This window comes from Gallaecimonas pentaromativorans (assembly GCF_003751625.1).
In the GTDB taxonomy this organism is placed as follows: Bacteria; Pseudomonadota; Gammaproteobacteria; order Enterobacterales; family Gallaecimonadaceae; genus Gallaecimonas; species Gallaecimonas pentaromativorans.
The window spans coordinates 24,059-40,312 of sequence record NZ_RJUL01000005.1 but is presented as its reverse complement, the minus strand read 5'-3'; the positions used below and the strand labels follow the sequence as shown (position 1 = coordinate 40,312).

The 16,254-nt window shown below is 57.3% G+C and carries 15 protein-coding genes and 4 tRNA genes; 5 read left to right on the top strand and 14 right to left on the bottom strand.

What is annotated here, in order from left to right; translation table 11 throughout:
* Nucleotides 1-59: 59 nt before the first annotated feature.
* From rplS to ffh, 5 genes are all read right to left on the bottom strand, one after another.
* Nucleotides 60-413 (bottom strand): 50S ribosomal protein L19, encoded by a 354-nt coding sequence (rplS, locus tag EDC28_RS10105; RefSeq protein WP_050658305.1) that lies wholly within the window; start codon nt 411-413, stop codon nt 60-62.
* A gap of 30 nt (nt 414-443) precedes the next feature.
* Nucleotides 444-1,190, bottom strand: a complete 747-nt coding sequence (gene trmD, locus EDC28_RS10100; protein ID WP_050658304.1) for a tRNA (guanosine(37)-N1)-methyltransferase TrmD — start codon at nt 1,188-1,190, stop codon at nt 444-446.
* Nucleotides 1,190-1,708 carry a ribosome maturation factor RimM gene (gene rimM / locus EDC28_RS10095; RefSeq protein WP_050658303.1) on the bottom strand — a complete coding sequence of 173 codons (519 nt, stop codon included), beginning with the start codon at nt 1,706-1,708 and terminating at the stop codon, nt 1,190-1,192. Before rimM ends, trmD begins: the two co-directional genes overlap by 1 nt.
* Nucleotides 1,709-1,744: 36 nt before the next feature.
* Nucleotides 1,745-1,987: a 30S ribosomal protein S16 gene (gene rpsP / locus EDC28_RS10090; RefSeq protein ID WP_050658512.1), complete on the bottom strand. Its 243-nt coding sequence runs from the start codon at nt 1,985-1,987 to the stop codon at nt 1,745-1,747.
* A gap of 157 nt (nt 1,988-2,144) precedes the next feature.
* Nucleotides 2,145-3,512 carry a signal recognition particle protein gene (ffh, locus tag EDC28_RS10085; RefSeq protein ID WP_050658302.1) on the bottom strand — a complete coding sequence of 456 codons (1,368 nt, stop codon included), beginning with the start codon at nt 3,510-3,512 and terminating at the stop codon, nt 2,145-2,147.
* A gap of 134 nt (nt 3,513-3,646) precedes the next feature.
* Between ffh and EDC28_RS10080 the strand changes: the two genes are divergently transcribed.
* Together EDC28_RS10080 and EDC28_RS10075 are read left to right on the top strand one after the other, a co-directional pair.
* Nucleotides 3,647-4,447, top strand: coding sequence for a cytochrome C assembly family protein (locus EDC28_RS10080; protein ID WP_170164086.1), 801 nt, complete (start codon nt 3,647-3,649; stop codon nt 4,445-4,447).
* A gap of 60 nt (nt 4,448-4,507) precedes the next feature.
* On the top strand, nt 4,508-5,776 hold the full coding sequence (locus EDC28_RS10075) for an HlyC/CorC family transporter (RefSeq protein ID WP_050658300.1): 1,269 nt from the start codon (nt 4,508-4,510) through the stop codon (nt 5,774-5,776).
* Nucleotides 5,777-5,812: 36 nt separating this feature from the next.
* Here the strand turns inward: EDC28_RS10075 and EDC28_RS10070 are convergent, their stop codons facing one another.
* On the bottom strand, nt 5,813-6,412 hold the full coding sequence (locus EDC28_RS10070; RefSeq protein ID WP_050658299.1) for a transglycosylase SLT domain-containing protein: 600 nt from the start codon (nt 6,410-6,412) through the stop codon (nt 5,813-5,815).
* Nucleotides 6,413-6,883: 471 nt separating this feature from the next.
* On the opposite strand from EDC28_RS10070, the gene EDC28_RS10065 reads away from it, so the two are divergent.
* Entirely contained in the window at nt 6,884-8,008 is a 1,125-nt protein-coding gene (locus tag EDC28_RS10065) for a trans-sulfuration enzyme family protein (RefSeq protein ID WP_123421510.1), read from the top strand.
* 29 nt (nt 8,009-8,037) lie between these two features.
* Here the strand turns inward: EDC28_RS10065 and gshA are convergent, their stop codons facing one another.
* Nucleotides 8,038-9,594 carry a glutamate--cysteine ligase gene (gshA, locus tag EDC28_RS10060; RefSeq protein WP_050658297.1) on the bottom strand — a complete coding sequence of 519 codons (1,557 nt, stop codon included), beginning with the start codon at nt 9,592-9,594 and terminating at the stop codon, nt 8,038-8,040.
* Nucleotides 9,595-9,860: 266 nt separating this feature from the next.
* On the opposite strand from gshA, the gene EDC28_RS10055 reads away from it, so the two are divergent.
* Both EDC28_RS10055 and EDC28_RS20130 read left to right on the top strand, forming a co-directional pair.
* Nucleotides 9,861-11,102 (top strand): dicarboxylate/amino acid:cation symporter, encoded by a 1,242-nt coding sequence (locus EDC28_RS10055; RefSeq protein WP_123421509.1) that lies wholly within the window; start codon nt 9,861-9,863, stop codon nt 11,100-11,102.
* 65 nt (nt 11,103-11,167) lie between these two features.
* Nucleotides 11,168-11,341: a hypothetical protein gene (locus EDC28_RS20130; RefSeq protein WP_170164085.1), complete on the top strand. Its 174-nt coding sequence runs from the start codon at nt 11,168-11,170 to the stop codon at nt 11,339-11,341.
* Between the two features lie 184 nt (nt 11,342-11,525).
* Here EDC28_RS20130 and EDC28_RS10050 read toward each other — a convergent pair.
* From EDC28_RS10050 to alaS, 7 genes are all read right to left on the bottom strand, one after another.
* Nucleotides 11,526-11,602 (bottom strand) — tRNA-Arg (locus EDC28_RS10050).
* A 25-nt stretch (nt 11,603-11,627) separates the two neighbouring features.
* Nucleotides 11,628-11,704, bottom strand: a tRNA-Arg gene (locus EDC28_RS10045).
* A gap of 56 nt (nt 11,705-11,760) precedes the next feature.
* Nucleotides 11,761-11,837, bottom strand: a tRNA-Arg gene (locus EDC28_RS10040).
* Nucleotides 11,838-11,852: 15 nt separating this feature from the next.
* Nucleotides 11,853-11,943 (bottom strand) — tRNA-Ser (locus EDC28_RS10035).
* A 155-nt stretch (nt 11,944-12,098) separates the two neighbouring features.
* Complete coding sequence (csrA, locus tag EDC28_RS10030) at nt 12,099-12,293, bottom strand: carbon storage regulator CsrA (RefSeq protein ID WP_050658295.1); 195 nt, start codon at nt 12,291-12,293, stop codon at nt 12,099-12,101.
* Between the two features lie 118 nt (nt 12,294-12,411).
* On the bottom strand, nt 12,412-13,614 hold the full coding sequence (locus EDC28_RS10025; RefSeq protein ID WP_123421508.1) for an aspartate kinase: 1,203 nt from the start codon (nt 13,612-13,614) through the stop codon (nt 12,412-12,414).
* Nucleotides 13,615-16,239 (bottom strand): alanine--tRNA ligase, encoded by a 2,625-nt coding sequence (alaS, locus tag EDC28_RS10020; protein WP_123421507.1) that lies wholly within the window; start codon nt 16,237-16,239, stop codon nt 13,615-13,617.
* Between the last annotated feature and the right edge of the window lie 15 nt (nt 16,240-16,254).

Sequence of the window (16,254 nt, the reverse complement as noted above, 5' to 3'; positions counted from 1 at the left end):
ATATCAGACACAAAAAAGCCCCGCCAGGTGGCGGGGCTTTCAGCTTTATACAGCGACCATTACTTGGTGGTCAGCTTCTCGCGGATACGTGCGGCCTTACCGGTACGGCTGCGCAGGTAGTACAGCTTGGCACGACGAACGTCACCACGACGCTTGACCTCGATCTTAGCGACCAGAGGACTGTGGGTCTGGAATACGCGCTCAACGCCTTCGCCGTTAGAGATCTTACGAACGGTGAAAGCAGAGTGCAGACCGCGGTTACGGATAGCAATAACCACGCCTTCAAAGGCCTGCAGACGCTCTTTATCGCCTTCTTTAACACGGACGGAAACAACCAAGGTATCGCCCGGTGCAAAAGCGGGGACGTCCTGTTTCAGCTGCTCGTCTTCAAGTTGCTTGATGATGTTGCTCATAATTTCAAGTTCCCTAGGTGTAACTGAGACTTAACTGTGATCCGCCTGTTCGCGGATAAATTCAGCAAGAAGTTTTTCCTGCTCGTCAGTCAGAGCTAGGTTGTCCAGCAGATCCGAACGCCGCTGCCAAGTCCGCCCCAGTGACGCTTTTAAGCGCCAGCGGCGGATGGCTTCGTGGTCACCGCTCAAAAGCACATCCGGTACCTTTTGCCCGTCAAGGACTTCCGGTCGCGTGTAGTGGGGGCAATCAAGTAGCCCCGTCGCGAAGGAGTCTTCCTCGGCGGACTGTTCATGACCCAGTACCCCCGGCACCAGCCGGGCAACCGCATCAATCAGTACCATGGCGGGGAGTTCCCCACCGGAGAGGACGTAATCGCCGATGGACCATTCTTCGTCCACCAGTGATTCAATCACCCGCTCGTCTATGCCTTCGTAGCGGCCACACACCAGGACCAGGTTTTTGGCCTGGACCAGGCTTCGGACGCCGTGTTGGTCAAGCTTTCGCCCCTGGGGGGAAAGATAGACCACCTTAGCCTGTTCGCCCGCTGCGCTTTTGGCGGCAGCAATGGCGGCTTGCAGCGGTTCGACCTTCATCAGCATACCGGGGCCGCCGCCATAAGGCCGGTCGTCCACGGTGCGATGCTTGTCGGAGGTAAAATCACGAGGATTAATACACTCCAGCTGCAATAAACCTTTGTCGATGGCTTTTCCCATCACGCCATGATCGGTCAATGCCCGAAACATGTCAGGGAAAAGGGTCACTATCGCCAGCTTCATCAGAAGCTGGGATCCCAGTCCACTTCGATGACACCGGTATCGGTGTCGACCTTTTTAATGAACTGATCCATGACGAAGGGGATCAATCGTTCACGTTGACCAAAGCTGTCGCGGCTGTTGGCTTTCACCACCAGCACGTCGTTGGAGCCGGTCTCCATCAGATGGTCTACCTGGCCAAGGTCGTAACCCTGGAGGTTTACCACGCGGAGCCCTTCCAGATCGCGCCAGTAGAAGTCACCCTCAGCAAGCTCCGGCAGCTGCTCGGCGGGGACAGCGATGTCCAGGCCGTTCAGAAGCTCGGCGCCATTGCGATCGGTAATTTGGTCCAAGAGCACAACGAGGCCCTTGTTGTGGCGTCGCCATTTGACGATGCCGGTTTCCTGCCAGGTCCCATCACGGCCCAAGAGCCAGGGTTGGTAGGAAAAAATGTTTTCCGGGTCATCGGTGAAGGAATTCACTTTTACCCAACCTCGGATGCCGTAAGGCGCGCCGAGCTTGCCAACAGTGATCTTTTCCATGAAAAGCCCTTACCTCTACCGAAAAACTTAAGGCTATTAAGCCTTGTTGCTCTTAACCAGTTGAGCAACGCGATCGGTCATGGAAGCACCCTGGGAAACCCAGTGAGTGATGCGATCCACGTCCAGACGCAGTTTCTCTTCCTGGCCACGGGCTACAGGGTTGAAGAAGCCAACGCGCTCGATGAAACGCCCGTCGCGGGAGTAACGGCTGTCAGCAACGACAACTTGATAGAACGGACGCTTCTTAGCGCCGCCACGTGCCAAACGAATGGTAACCATACCGTCCTCTTGGTTGATACAAGTGAATGGCGGGCCCACGAGGGGACCCATGCTGTAAAGCCCGGCAATTTTACTCAGATTGCTCGCTTTTGCAAGAAAAGGCGGCGAAGGGGGCAAAGAAACAAAAAAGGTGGCCCAGGCCACCTTTTTTTACGGCTTAGAATTTGGGCATGCCGCCAGGTGGCATCATGCCTTTCATTGAGCGCATCATCTTCATCATGCCGCCCTTGCCGGACATCTTTTTCATCATTTTCTGCATTTGGGTGAACTGCTTCAAAAGCTTATTCACTTCATGCACTTCCACACCAGCGCCGGCAGCGATGCGGCGCTTGCGCGCGCCTTTGATGATGTCGGGAGTGCGGCGCTCGCCAGGGGTCATGGAGCTGATGATGGCGCCCAGGCGCTTGGTCATCTTGTCGTCCATCTGGCCTTTGATCTGCTCAGAGATCTGGCCCATGCCCGGCAGCTTGGTGAGCATGCCCATCATGCCGCCCATGTTATTCATCTGCTCGAGCTGTTCGCGAAAGTCCTCGAGATCAAAGCCTTTGCCCTTTTTGACCTTTTCAGCCAGTTTGGCGGCCTTGTCTTTGTCGACGGTGCGTTCCACTTCCTCAATCAGCGACAGTACGTCGCCCATGCCGAGGATACGTGAGGCCACCCGGTCGGGGTGGAAGGGCTCGAGGGCGTCAGATTTCTCGCCCATCCCCAGGAATTTAATGGGCTTGCCGGTGATGGTGCGGATGGAAAGCGCGGCGCCGCCACGGGCGTCACCGTCGACCTTGGTGAGGATAACGCCGGTCAGCGGCAGGGCTTCGTGGAAGGCCTTGGCGGTGTTGGCGGCGTCCTGGCCGGTCATGGCGTCCACCACGAACAGGGTTTCTACCGGATTCACAGCGCTGTGCAGGCGCTGGATTTCCTGCATCATCTCGCCGTCGACGTGCAAGCGGCCGGCGGTATCGAGCAGCAGCACGTCATAGAAGCCTTTTTTGGCCGCGTCGATGGCGCTCTTGGCAATGGCAACCGGGTCTTGGGAGATATCAGAGGGGTGGAAGGCGACCCCCACTTCATTGGCCAGGGTTTCGAGCTGTTTGATAGCGGCCGGACGGTAGACGTCGGCACTGACCACCATCACCTTCTTCTTGTGGCGTTCTTTTAAGAAGCGAGCCAGCTTACCGACCGAGGTGGTTTTACCGGCACCTTGCAGGCCGGCCATCAGCACCACCGCCGGTGGCTGGGCCGCCAGGTTGAGGGCCTCATTGGCCTCGCCCATAGCGGCTTCGAGCTCGCTTTGGACAATCTTGATAAAGACCTGGCCCGGGCTCAGGGATTTGGTAACTTCAGCCCCCAGGGCCCGCTCTTTGACCTTGGCCACGAAGTCGCGCACCACTGGCAGGGCCACGTCGGCCTCCAGCAGCGCCATGCGCACTTCGCGCAGGGTATCTTTGATGTTGTCTTCGGTCAGACGGCCGCGGCCACTGATGTTTTTCAGGGTGCGTGTAAGCCTGTCGGAAAGATTCTCAAACATCGATGCTTTATCCCAGGATGCGTAACTGCTCGGCAGTATACCCCAAACACCGGGTCAGTCCGAAACACCGCTATTCACTTTTACAAAAGCCGTCCCGTAGAATGGTCCTTCATAAAAAGGAATCGTTTCAGGCCATGCTGACCTCAATTTTCTCCCTGCTTGCCGCTGTGCTTTACGCCCTGTCTGCCATTTTGGCCGCCAGCCGCCTGTTCGCACACACAGGCCCCAACCGCGTGCATACGGTGTCCTTAGGCTTTGCTGCTGCCGGGGCTCACCTGGCGAGCCTGATGATCCTCATTACCACCGGGGACGGTGAAAACCTCGGGGTAGTGAACGTGGCGTCCATGTCCAGTTGGGTGGTGGTGATGCTGATGACCTCAGCGGCGGTGCGCCTGCCGGTGTTGCAGCTGATGCCCATCGTCCATGGTTTTGCCTCTCTGGTGGTGCTGGCCGCCTGGCTGGTACCGGTAAAATGGATGCTGCACCTGCGCACCGAACCGGAAGTGGTGGTGCACATCACCCTTAGCCTGATTGCCTATGCCATCATGGTGATCGCCGCGTTGTACGCCCTGGAAATGGCCTTTATCCGCCGCCAGCTCAAATCGCGCCGCCTCTCTGCCCTGCCCGCCTTCTTGCCGCCGCTGATGACGGTAGAGCGCCAGCTGTTCCAGCTGATGCTGGTGGGTTTGATTGTGCTGAGTCTGGCCCTGGGTTCCGGTTTTGTGTTCCTCGGCGCCATGTTCGCCAAGGCGACCGCCCACAAAACGGTGTTGTCGCTGATGGCCTGGGTGGTGTATGCCGGCGCTCTTTATGCCCATTATCGCCATGGTTGGCGGGGTAAAGGCGCGGTGTGGGCTTGCCTTGCAGGGGCGTTTTTACTGACATTGGCCTACTTTGGCAGCCGATTTGTCCAGGAAGTGATACTGCGGTCTTGATCACAGCCCCCCCTTCGCGTAGTAAAATGGGTGTTCCTGTATTTTTAAAGGACACCCCTTTTGGACGACATATCGACGGGTACCTTAGTTATTACCCTCGTGGTACTCATCCTGCTTTCGGCGTTTTTCTCCAGCTCTGAAACCGGCATGATGTCGCTTAACCGTTATCGGTTACGGCATCTCACCAAGGAAGGCCAACGTAGTGCCCAGCGTGCCAGCGAACTGCTGGAACGCCCCGACCGCCTGATCGGCCTCATTCTTATCGGCAACAACCTGGTCAACATCGGTGCCTCGGCTATTGCCACCATCCTTGGCGAACGCCTGATGGGTGGCCTGGGGATCTTGCTGGCCACCATTGCACTGACCTTAGTGGTATTGCTGTTTGCCGAAGTCACCCCCAAGACCCTGGCCGCCCTCTATCCGGAAAAGGTGGCCTTTCCAGCGTCCATTATCCTCAAGGTGCTGCTGAAAGTGTTCTACCCCCTGGTATGGGTAGTTAACGGCATATCCAATGGTCTGTTGGCTGTGCTGCGCATCCGCCCCAGTACCGGCGGCGGCGATAGCCTCTCAAGCGAAGAGCTGCGCACCGTGGTGGCCGAAGCCGGCGCCATGATCCCAAGGCGCCACCGCGACATGCTGGTGTCCATCCTCGACCTTGAGAAGGTGCAGGTCGAAGACGTAATGACCACCCGTTCCGACATCAAGGGCATCGACATCAACGACGACTGGAGCACCATCGTCAAACAGCTTACCCACGCCCAGCATACCCGGGTGTTGTTGTACCGAGACAACATCGACGATGCCGTCGGCTTTGTGCATGCCCGCGACGCCCTGCGACTGCTGTCGAAAAACCAGTTCACCAAGTCGGCGCTGCTGCGGGCGGTGCGGGAAATTTACTTCATCCCCGAAGGCACGCCCCTTAACGTGCAGCTGTTAAAGTTCCAGCGCAACAAGGAACGTATCGGCCTGGTGGTGGACGAATACGGCGATATTCAGGGCCTGGTGACGCTTGAAGACATCCTTGAGGAGATCGTCGGCGACTTCACCACCGATCAGGCGCCTTCGGCCCACGAGGAAATAGTGCCTCAGCCTGATGGCTCCTATCTGGTGGAAGGGGGTATTTCCCTTCGCGAGCTGAACAAGGAAATGAACTGGGATTTCCCCACCGATGGCCCCAAGACCCTCAATGGCCTGATCCTCGAGCATTTAGAGGAGATCCCCGAGGCCAATATTTCCATCCGCCTGGCGGGCTACCCGCTGGAGATCATGGATGTGAAGGACAACATGGTCAAAACGGCGCGCATTCTGCCGCAGTTCAAAAAAGACTGACCCAAAAGGCCGCAACCGCGGCCTTTTTATTATCCCTTAGAACCAATCCCAGAAACCTTTTTTCAAGTCGTCCTTGCAGCGCCAGTACTGCTTGGAGAAGGTTTTGGCACGGCTTTCCACCTTGCGGGCCACCTGTTTCAGCCAGGGCTTTTTGTTGTAGCTCTTGCGGTTATACCCGCCCCAACCTTCGTGGTAGGCAAGATACTGGCCGTAAGCATCCCATTTGGACACCCCGGTGAGCTTGCGGGTTTTGTCGATAAACCAGCCCATGAAATCCAGAGCGTCGTCAAAGTCGTCGCGGTCGGCGCCCCAGTTGCCAGTCTCGCGCATGTAATCCTGCCAGGTATCTTCCTTAGCCTGGGCGTAGCCGTAGGCGCTGGAGACCCGTCCCCAGGGGATAAATCCCAGCAGGTAATCGCGGGGCGGCAGGGCGTCGTGGCGAAAGCTCGACTCCTGATAAAGCATGGCGAACGGGATATGGGGCGGTACTCCCCATTTTTTTTGTACGTCCATGGCAGCGTCGTACCAATCGTCCTTTTCCTTGAAGATGGAACACAGGTTATCAGGGTGCGTAGGGGGCGCTGTGGCGCAACCTGCAAGAATAAGTACCGGCAAAAGCCATAGAAATCTCTTCATTAACAACATCTTCCAATAAATTCGCAAAAAAGTTGCCAGAACCGGCGAACTTTCTCAAGGCAACTGCCTCTAACTTACCGCAAGCAGCAAATATTTCATGTCATATCCCTGGATGGAGGCCTTTATGGCCTCCTTTTTTTGCCTGGCATTTAGCTGAATCACCAGCAACAGGCTACCGGAACTTTTCCGGCCAGACGCAATCAGATGAAGTGAAAGCAGCAAACTTTCTTTTCATGACATCTTTCCCTGTAAGGAGGCCAATGGCCTCCTCTTTTTTTGCCCGTGATTTGTGCCTGAGACATAACTGAACGGGCGGCAATAGCGGCCCGGAACTTTATTGGCTGCTGGCACTCAGATTTAGTGAAAGCAGCAAACTTTCTTTTTCATGACATCTTTCCTGTTAGGAGGCCACTGGCCTCCTCTTTTTTTATCGGTATGCTGTTAGCACCCTAACGCAAGACCGAGGCCAGGATGCGCAAGAAAACCGCCCTTATTCATGGTCACCACCATGATGATGCCATGGGCTCCATCAGCCCCCCCATCTACCAGAGCAGCTCCTTTACCCATATCGGTAACGACAGCGCGTTCCGGTACAGCCGTGGCGGCAACCCGACCCGCCAGAATCTCGAAGAGCTCATTGCCCACTTAGAAGGCGGCCAGCGCGGTTTTGCCTTTGCCACCGGCATGGCGGCCATTACCACTGTGCTGATGATGCTCAAAAGCGGCGATGAATTGGTGATCTGTGCCGATCTGTACGGCGGTACGTTCAGGGTTATTGAGCAGGTGCTGAGCCAAATGAATGTGGCCATTCGTTTTGTCGACGCCAGCGACAGCGCCGCGGTCAAAGCGGCAGTCACACAGCGGACTAAGATGCTTTACATCGAAACGCCGTCCAACCCGCTACTAAAAGTCACCGACATCGCCGCCATGGCTGAGATAGCCAAAGCCCACGATATTCCCCTGGTGGCAGACAACACCTTTGCCACCCCCTATTGGCAAAATCCCCTGGCCCATGGCGCCGATATCGTTATTCACAGCGCCACCAAGTACCTGGGCGGCCATTCCGATCTGATGGCAGGTTTGGTGGTCACCCGCGACGATATCTACGGTAAGCGTATCAAGCGCCTGCAAAACACCATAGGCGCCATCCTCGGGCCACAGGACAGCTTCCTGCTTATCCGCGGCATGCGCACCCTTGGGCTGCGTATGGAGGCCATCGAGGCCAACACCCGGGTACTGGCCGAGTGGCTTAAAGATCACCCGGCGGTCAAAAAGATGTACTACCCAGGCTTTGCCGATGCCGCCAGCAAAGCGGTGCACGACAAGCAAAGCGACGGCTACGGTGGCGTGATTACCATTGAGCTCGAGAGCCAGCAAAAGGCCGAAGAGTTTGCCCGGCGCTGCCGCTACTTCGTGCTGGCCGATAGCCTCGGCGCCGTGGAGAGCATGATCAATATCTCCGCCCAGATGAGCCACGGCTCCTTTCCGGTAAAAGAGCGCTTGGCCCTTGGCATTAGCGATAGCCTGGTGCGCTTGTCGGTGGGTATCGAAGACGTGGAAGACCTAAAAGAAGACCTGGCTCAGGCCCTGGCATAAAAAAGCCCCGCAGTTGCGGGGCTTTTTTATCAGGCGACGCCGGCTTTGGCGCTATGGAAGTAATCGGCCAGGAAGTCATCGAAGGGCACTTCGTCCTTGGCCTCAAGCTGCGCTTGGGCAGCGAGGGACCTTGCCGCTTCTTGCTCGAAGAAGGCCTCGCTCCAACGCTGATAGGGGCTCGCCAGCAAAGTGCTGCGGTGGGCGTCGGCAAGCGCTACCCCCAGGCGGCCATCAGTGCTGCTGTTCATGGCTGCCAGCAGCCTTGCTGATGGTGTAAGGGACGAGTCGCTAATCTTCTGGCGCTGCACGTTCAGGCTGTCTTGATAAGCGCTGCCGCCTTGCTGGGCATCGAGACCTTCGGCAATGCGCTGCCAAACCGGCATCAGCTCGGCAAACCAGTCGGCCATGGCCAGGGGCTGGCCTTTGCGTTTGAGCAGCAAACCGGGTTTGCGCCCTTCCAGCACCGTGGCTTGGAAGTTGGCCAGGTTCTCGCTCCACTGGGTGTTATCCAAATGCTCGGCATCCAGTAGCAGGCAGGCCAGCAGGAAGATATCCATAAAGCGCACGGTGTCGCTATCAACCCCGGTTGGGCTGAACGGGTCGACATCCAGGGCCCGCACTTCGATGTACTGCACGCCGCCACGGGCCAGGGCCTCGGAGGGCTTCTCGCCGCTCTCGCTCACCCGTTTGGGGCGGATGGGCGCGTAAAGCTCGTTCTCGATTTGCAGCAGGTTGGCGTTGAGCTGGCGATACTGGCCGTCAACCTTCACGCCGATTTTGGCAAACTCGTCGCTGGGGGTGGCAATAACGGCACGCAGATCGCGAATATAGCCGTCGATGCTGTTGTGGTCGATACGAAGCCCGGCTTGGGCCGAACTGGTATAACCCAGATCCGACAAACGTAGCGAGGTGGCATAAGGCAGATAGAGGCTGCCGGTCGCGCTTTTTTCAAACGGCAGATGGTGCTCACGCCCGCCAAGGAAGGAGTTACACAGCGCCGGCGAGGCGCCAAAAAGGTAAGGCAATACCCACACCAGTTGGCGATAATTTCGCAGCAAACCCATGTAAGCGTCGGACTGGCTGCCCTGCTGCCAGTGGGCCCAAAAGTCCTCCGGCAGGGAGAAGTTATAGTGCACACCGGCAATGAGCTGCATGACCGGCCCGTAGCGGTTCTTCAGGCCTTCGCGGTATACCCGCTTCATACGGCCGATATTGGAGCTGCCGTAGTTGGCCAGGGGAATGGCGTCGGGTTCGCTGATATAGCACGGCATGGACAGCGGCCAGAGCCGCTCTTGCCCCAGGTGCTTGAGGGTAAAGACGTGGATGTCGTTCAGCGACGCCATCAATTGCTCCACCGAATCGGTGACCGGGGTGATGAACTCCAGCAGGTTTTCGGCAAAGTCGGTGGTGATAAATTCGTTGGTCAGGGCAGAGCCCAGCGCCTGGGGATGAGCAGAAACGGCCATGTCACCTTGGGGCGTGATCCGCAACGCTTCCCGCTCTACACCGCGCTTGGGGGTAAACAACAGGGGCAATGCATTCTGGGCCGCCAGATCGTCAAGACGGCGTTGCAACTGATTGAGCAAAGAAAACCTTCCCATTTGTGCCAGGCTTGCAACAATCTAAGGCCCAGATTGAAGACAAGGCAACTCCCGGCTGGCTGTTACCAAGTGGCTAAGCGTAATCTGTGACCCCCCCTGGATGCAAAATCTTTGCGAGGGCGATCACGTAAAATCGGCCTTTTTGAGAAAAGGGTTCTTAGCTTAGAACCTAAGCGAATTGTCCTCTACCCCCTGATTTCCCTACTATTCCTCCTTTGCCTATGTTTGGGCATAACAAAGGGTGGAACAAAATGTTTGCGCTATGGAACCGAATTCCCCTCTGGCAAAAGGTACTGGCAGGCTTTGCGCTGGGGGTACTGGCCGGGGTTGTGCTGGGTGAGAAGGCCGACTACCTCAAACCCCTGGGTGACGCCTTTATCCGGCTGATAAAAATGCTGGTGGTGCCATTAGTGCTATTTGCCATCATCAGCTCGGTTACCGCCATGGGCGGCGGCGACAACCTTAAACGCCTGGGTCTGAAAACCATCGGGCTGTTTTTGCTGACCGCCCTTATCGCCTCCCTACTGGGCATGGCCATAGGCAGCCTCTTTAACTGGGATTTTGGCAAGCAGTTGCTTCCAGGCAACTTTACCCCCAAACATATCCCCTCTGTCAGCCAGGTGTTCCTGGACTTCCTGCCTGCCAACCCTATCAAAGCCATGACCGATGGCAACATCCTGCAGCTCATCGTCTTTGCCGCCCTGGTGGGTATCGCCATCAATGTGGTGGGAGAAAAGGCCGAGCCGGTGCGTAAGTTTGCCGTGGCCGGCAGCGAGGTGATGTTCCAGATCACCCGTTTTGTCATCCAGCTTACCCCTATCGGCGTCTTTGGGCTGATGGCCTGGGTAGTGGGCGCTTACGGCTTGGCCGCGCTGCTGCCGCTGGCCAAATTTGTCGCGGCGATTTACATTGCCTGCCTTATTCATATCTTCGTGGTGTATGGCGGCCTGGTGAAACTGGCCGGCTTTAGCCCGCTGCGGTTTTTCAAGGCGGTGTTCCCGGCGCAGATGGTGGCCTTCACCACCTCATCAAGCTACGGCACCCTGCCCATGTCCACCAAGGTGGTGACCGAAAACCTCCATGTGTCGCCCAAATACAGCAGCTTTGTGTTGCCGCTGGGCGCCACCATCAACATGGACGGCTGCGGCGGTATCTACCCGGCCATCAGCGCCATTTTTATCGCCCACATCTACGGTATTACCCTGGATTGGACCCAGTACCTGATGATTGCCCTGACCGCTACCCTCGCCTCGGTAGGCACCGCTGGCGTGCCCGGCACCGCCATGGTGATGCTCACCGTTACTCTCAACGCCGTTGGCCTGCCTTTGGAGGGTATCGCCTTTATCGCCGCCATTGACCGGGTGCTGGACATGATGCGCACCGCCACCAATGTTACCGGCGACATGATGGTTGCGCTGGTGGTGGGCAAGAGCGAGCAGCAGGTGGACATGAGCCGGACCCAGGCACTGCCACAAAACGCCCAAAGCGCCTAAACTGGTGCCATGGGCCAACAAGGGCGGTAAGCTTTTGGCTTATCGCCCTTTTTTATCAGTGCATTATGAGCCGACTCTTTCTTGTTCCACTACTGCTGTGCATCGTTTGGTATTTGGTGATGCGCTACTTCCACATCCCTTTTGCTAAGGGCCGTATCGGCTTTTATTGGATAATCGCCATCAGCGCCCTGCTGATTGGCTTTATGACGTTAATGATCCATCTGACCGAACATGGCTAAGGAGCGAGCCCGCTCAGCGCCCCAGAAAACGCCTCTAACATCATGAAAGACAAAAGAAGTCATTAGGCAAGCATCGACGGAGACAAACCAGTAGAGGCCGTTACAGACAGCGCATCAAGCCTGTGGCTGACAGCCGGGATCGCAAACGCAAAAAACCCGCTCAGTAAGCGGGTTTTTCTAAAGATGGCGCGACCAGGAGGACTCGAACCTCCAACCGCCTGGTTCGTAGCCAGGTACTCTATCCAGTTGAGCTATGGTCGCAAAGTTTGGGTGTTTTTTATCTGAATGGCGCGACCAGGAGGACTCGAACCTCCAACCGCCTGGTTCGTAGCCAGGTACTCTATCCAGTTGAGCTATGGTCGCATTCTTCAGACAAAAAACGCTTACCAAGGGTAAGCGCTATTCAACACATTTCAAGATGGCGCGACCAGGAGGACTCGAACCTCCAACCGCCTGGTTCGTAGCCAGGTACTCTATCCAGTTGAGCTATGGTCGCATCTTGAAGCGTCGATGGCGGTGAGGGGGGGATTCGAACCCCCGATGGGCTTTTGACCCATACTCCCTTAGCAGGGGAGCGCCTTCAGCCTCTCGGCCACCTCACCTCGACGGATGCGAATACTACCGGAACGACTTGGCAAGTCAAACACTTTTTCCGGACATCCGGGTTGGTTGCGCAGCCTTTAAACAAAGCGGATAGAAAAACGGCAACCTTGTTGAAAAGGTTGCCGTTAACAGGAATCGACAGCGAAGGAAGCGATCAATAATTACCGTTCGAGTCTTCGGGATCCTTTTCAGCCTGGATACGTTGATAAATCTCTTCACGGTGAACAGAGACTTCTTTAGGTGCGTTAACACCAATACGTACCTGATTACCTTTAACGCCTAGTACAGTCACGGTGACTTCGTCACCAATCATCAGAGTTTCGCCAACACGGCGAGTCAGAATCAACATCGCTTTGCTCCTTGCAATGAAAGCCGCTCAAATTGCTTCATTCGTAGCTTAGTATAAAGCCAACCCCTTGAACCTCAAGAAAATTGGCCGAACATTCACCTGCAGGTCATTATCCGAACTACGGACCTATCAGGGTCTGGTGCAAAATTCTTACCGATTGCACCATGTCCTGCTGCGCCAGAATCAAGGTTAGACGCCTGGCCGAGGTAAGGAAATGCCGCGCCTCTATCTGTTTATCAGATAACGCCCCACAGGTGATAGTGGCGATATCGGACCTGATGCCAACATCATTACCAATAACAGACACCTTGGCCACGTCCTGCCGATGTAAAACGTCGAGCTCCCCCATTGCTGCTGCACTGGCTTGTAGCATGGGGAGGGCCTGGCCAAAGTCGCCCAAGGGTACAGTAAAAACTAGGCCATTACTCGCATCATCAGTGCTGCAGAGTATATCCACGTCGATACCAGCATCACCCAAGGGCTCAAGCAGACGCCGCGCCTGCTCGCTGTTCGCCGTCAGCCCTTTTATGGTCACCAGCACCGATTGCAGACAACTAGCAATACCGCTGATCCCTTGTGGGGCCGCTTCGTCAAAAGTCATCAAGGTACCGGCGCTATGCTCGGCAAAGCTCGACAATACCCTGAGTTTTACCTTGTGGCGCCCGGCATGCTCCACCGAACGCACCTCCAGCACCTTGGCGCCCAGGGCCGCCATGGCCTGCATCGACTCGAAATCAATGTATTCAAGGCGCCGCGCCTTGGGTTCGAGCCGTGGGTCTGTGGTGTAGATGCCGTCTACATCGGTAAAAATTTGGCACTCCTCGGCCTTGAGCGCCGCCGCCAGGGCTACCGCCGTGGTATCGGAGCCGCCACGGCCCAGAGTGGTAATAGCGTTATCGGGGCCTCGGCCTTGGAAGCCAGCCACAATCACCACCTGGCCGCGAGCCAGTGCTTGGTTGATAACAGTGGTGTCGATATGCTCGATGCGAGCTTTGCCGTGACGATGGTCGGTATGGATACGGACCTGGTCGCCAGTCAGGGAAATGGCTGGCTGGCCGCGGGCCTTGAGGGCCATGGCCAAAAGAGCAATGGTGGTCTGCTCACCGGTGGCCAGCAGTACATCTAATTCGCGCCGGTCTGGCTCAGGCGACAACGCCTGAGCCATGGCGATAAGGCGGTTGGTTTCGCCGCTCATGGCAGAGACCACAACCACCAGGTCGTGGCCCTGCCGACGGCTCTTGATGATACGTTCAGCGACGGCTTCGATGCGCACCAGGGAGCCGACCGAGGTGCCACCGAACTTCTGAACCAACAAGGCCATTTAGAGCCGTGCCTGTACCCAGTCCTTAACCGAGGCCAGGGCGCCTTTGAGGGCGGCAACGTCGCTACCGCCGGCCTGGGCCATGTCAGGGCGGCCACCGCCCTTACCGCCCACCTGGGCCGCAACCATGCCGATAAGCTCGCCAGCCTTGACCTTGGCGGTCAGGCCTTTGGAGACACCGGCGATGAGGCTCACCTTGTCGTCGCCAGGTACGCCAAGCACCACCACCGACTCACCACTCAGCTTGTCTTTGAGCTTGTCGACCAGCTCGCGCAGGGATTTGGGGTCGGCGCCGGGCATCTCGGCAACCAGCAATTTGATGCCGCCAAGCTCCTCGGCCTGCTCGGCAAGGGCAGCGCCGGCTTGAGCCGCCAGTTGCGCCTTGGCCTTTTCCAGTTCCTTTTCCAGCTGCTTGGTGCGATCCAGCTGCTGGGCGAAACGCTCGGGCAGGCCAGCGACGTCGGTCTTGAGGCTGGCAGCCAGGCTACCGACCATGTGCTCGCGGCCTTGCAGCCAGGCCAGGGCACCTTCACCGGTCACCGCTTCGATACGGCGCACCCCGGCCGCAATACCGGCTTCAGACACCACTTTAAAGAGGCCAATGTCACCGGTACGGCTGACATGGGTACCGCCACAAAGCTCGGTGGAGAAATCGCCCATCTGCACCACACGCACTTCGTCGTCGTACTTCTCGCCAAAGAGCGCCATGGCGCCAGCGGCCTTGGCCTCGTCGATTTGCATCAGGCGGGTGGTAACGGCGTGGTTGGCACGGATTTCGTTGTTGACCAGGCGCTCAATCTCAACGATCTCGGCGTCCTTGACCCCTTCGAAATGGGCAAAGTCAAAGCGCAGGCGCTCAGGGTCCACCAGCGAGCCTTTTTGGGTCACATGTTCGCCCAGCACTTTACGAAGGGCGGCATGGGCCAGGTGGGTGGCGCTGTGGTTGAGGCGAATAGCGTCGCGGCGGGTTTTATCCACCTCGGCTTTGAGCTTGTCGCCCAGGCTGACGCTACCTTCCAGCACCTTACCGTGGTGCAAAAAGGCATTGGCATTCTTGGTGGTGTTGCTGATGGCAATGCGCACGCCGTCGCTGCTCAGCTCGCCGGTGTCACCCACCTGGCCGCCGGACTCGCCGTAAAAAGGCGTGCGCTCCAGCACCACCAGTACTTGGTCACCGGCCTGGGCCGATTGCACTTCTTCTCCCTCTTTGATGAGGGCCACCACCGGGGATACGTCACGGACCCCGTCGTAACCGGAGAACTGGGTCTCACAATCGAGGCTCAGGCGGCTGCCGTAGTCGGCGCCAAAGTTGGAGGCCTGCTTGGCGCGCTGGCGCTGGGCTTCCATGGCGGTCTCAAACCCGGCTTCGTCCAGGGTCAGGCCGCGCTCACGGGCCACGTCGTTGGTCAAATCCACCGGGAAGCCGTAGGTGTCATAAAGCTTGAACACCACGTCGCCGGGAATGACGGTACCGTCAATTTCTGCTAGGGCTTCGTCTAGCAGTTTCAGGCCACGCTCCAGGGTTTTACGGAACTGCTCTTCTTCCATCAGCAGGGCTTTTTCGATGATGGCCTGCTTTTCCTTGAGTTCGGGATAGGCATCGCCCATCACCTCGCCAAGGGCCGCCACCAACTTGTAGAAGAAGGGCTCGCTGGCGCCCAACTGGGCACCGTGGCGCACGGCACGGCGCACGATGCGGCGCAGCACATAGCCGCGGCCTTCGTTGGACGGCATAACGCCGTCGGTCACCAGGAAGGAGCAGCTACGGATGTGGTCGGCAATCACCCGCAGTGACTTGTTTTCCAGGTCGGTCGTGCCGATGATGCCAGCCGCCGCTTTAATAAGGTGCTGGAACAGGTCGATTTCGTAGTTGGAATGCACATGCTGCAAGATGGCACTGATGCGCTCCAGGCCCATGCCGGTATCGACGCTGGGCTTGGGCAGCGGGTCCATGCGGCCATCACTATGACGGTTGAACTGCATGAACACGATGTTCCAGATCTCGATGTAACGGTCGCCATCTTCTTCCGGGGTTCCCGGAGGGCCGCCCCAGATATGCTCGCCGTGATCGTAGAAGATCTCGGTACAAGGGCCGCAAGGGCCGGTGTCGCCCATGGACCAGAAGTTGTCAGAGGCGTAAGGCGCGCCTTTGTTGTCACCGATGCGAATAATGCGGTCGGTCGGCACACCGATGTCCTTGGCCCAGATGTCATAGGCCTCGTCATCGGTTTCGTACACGGTGACCCAGAGCTTTTCTTTGGGCAGCTTGACCACCTCGGTCAAAAACTCCCAGGCATACTGGATGGCGCCTTCTTTGAAGTAATCGCCGAAGCTGAAGTTACCCAGCATTTCGAAAAAGGTGTGGTGACGGGCAGTGTAACCGACGTTTTCCAGGTCGTTGTGCTTACCACCGGCGCGAACGCAGCGCTGGGAGCTGGTGGCTCGGCTGTAGGGACGCTTGTCGGAGCCAAGGAAAACATCCTTGAACTGCACCATGCCGGCATTGGTAAACAGCAAGGTGGGGTCATTGGCCGGGATCAAGGAACTGGAAGGCACGATTTGGTGGCCTTTGTCCTTGAAGAAGTTCAAGAAAGCGTCACGTATATCAGCGCTGGTCATGCTCATGGAAAATCCTGTCGG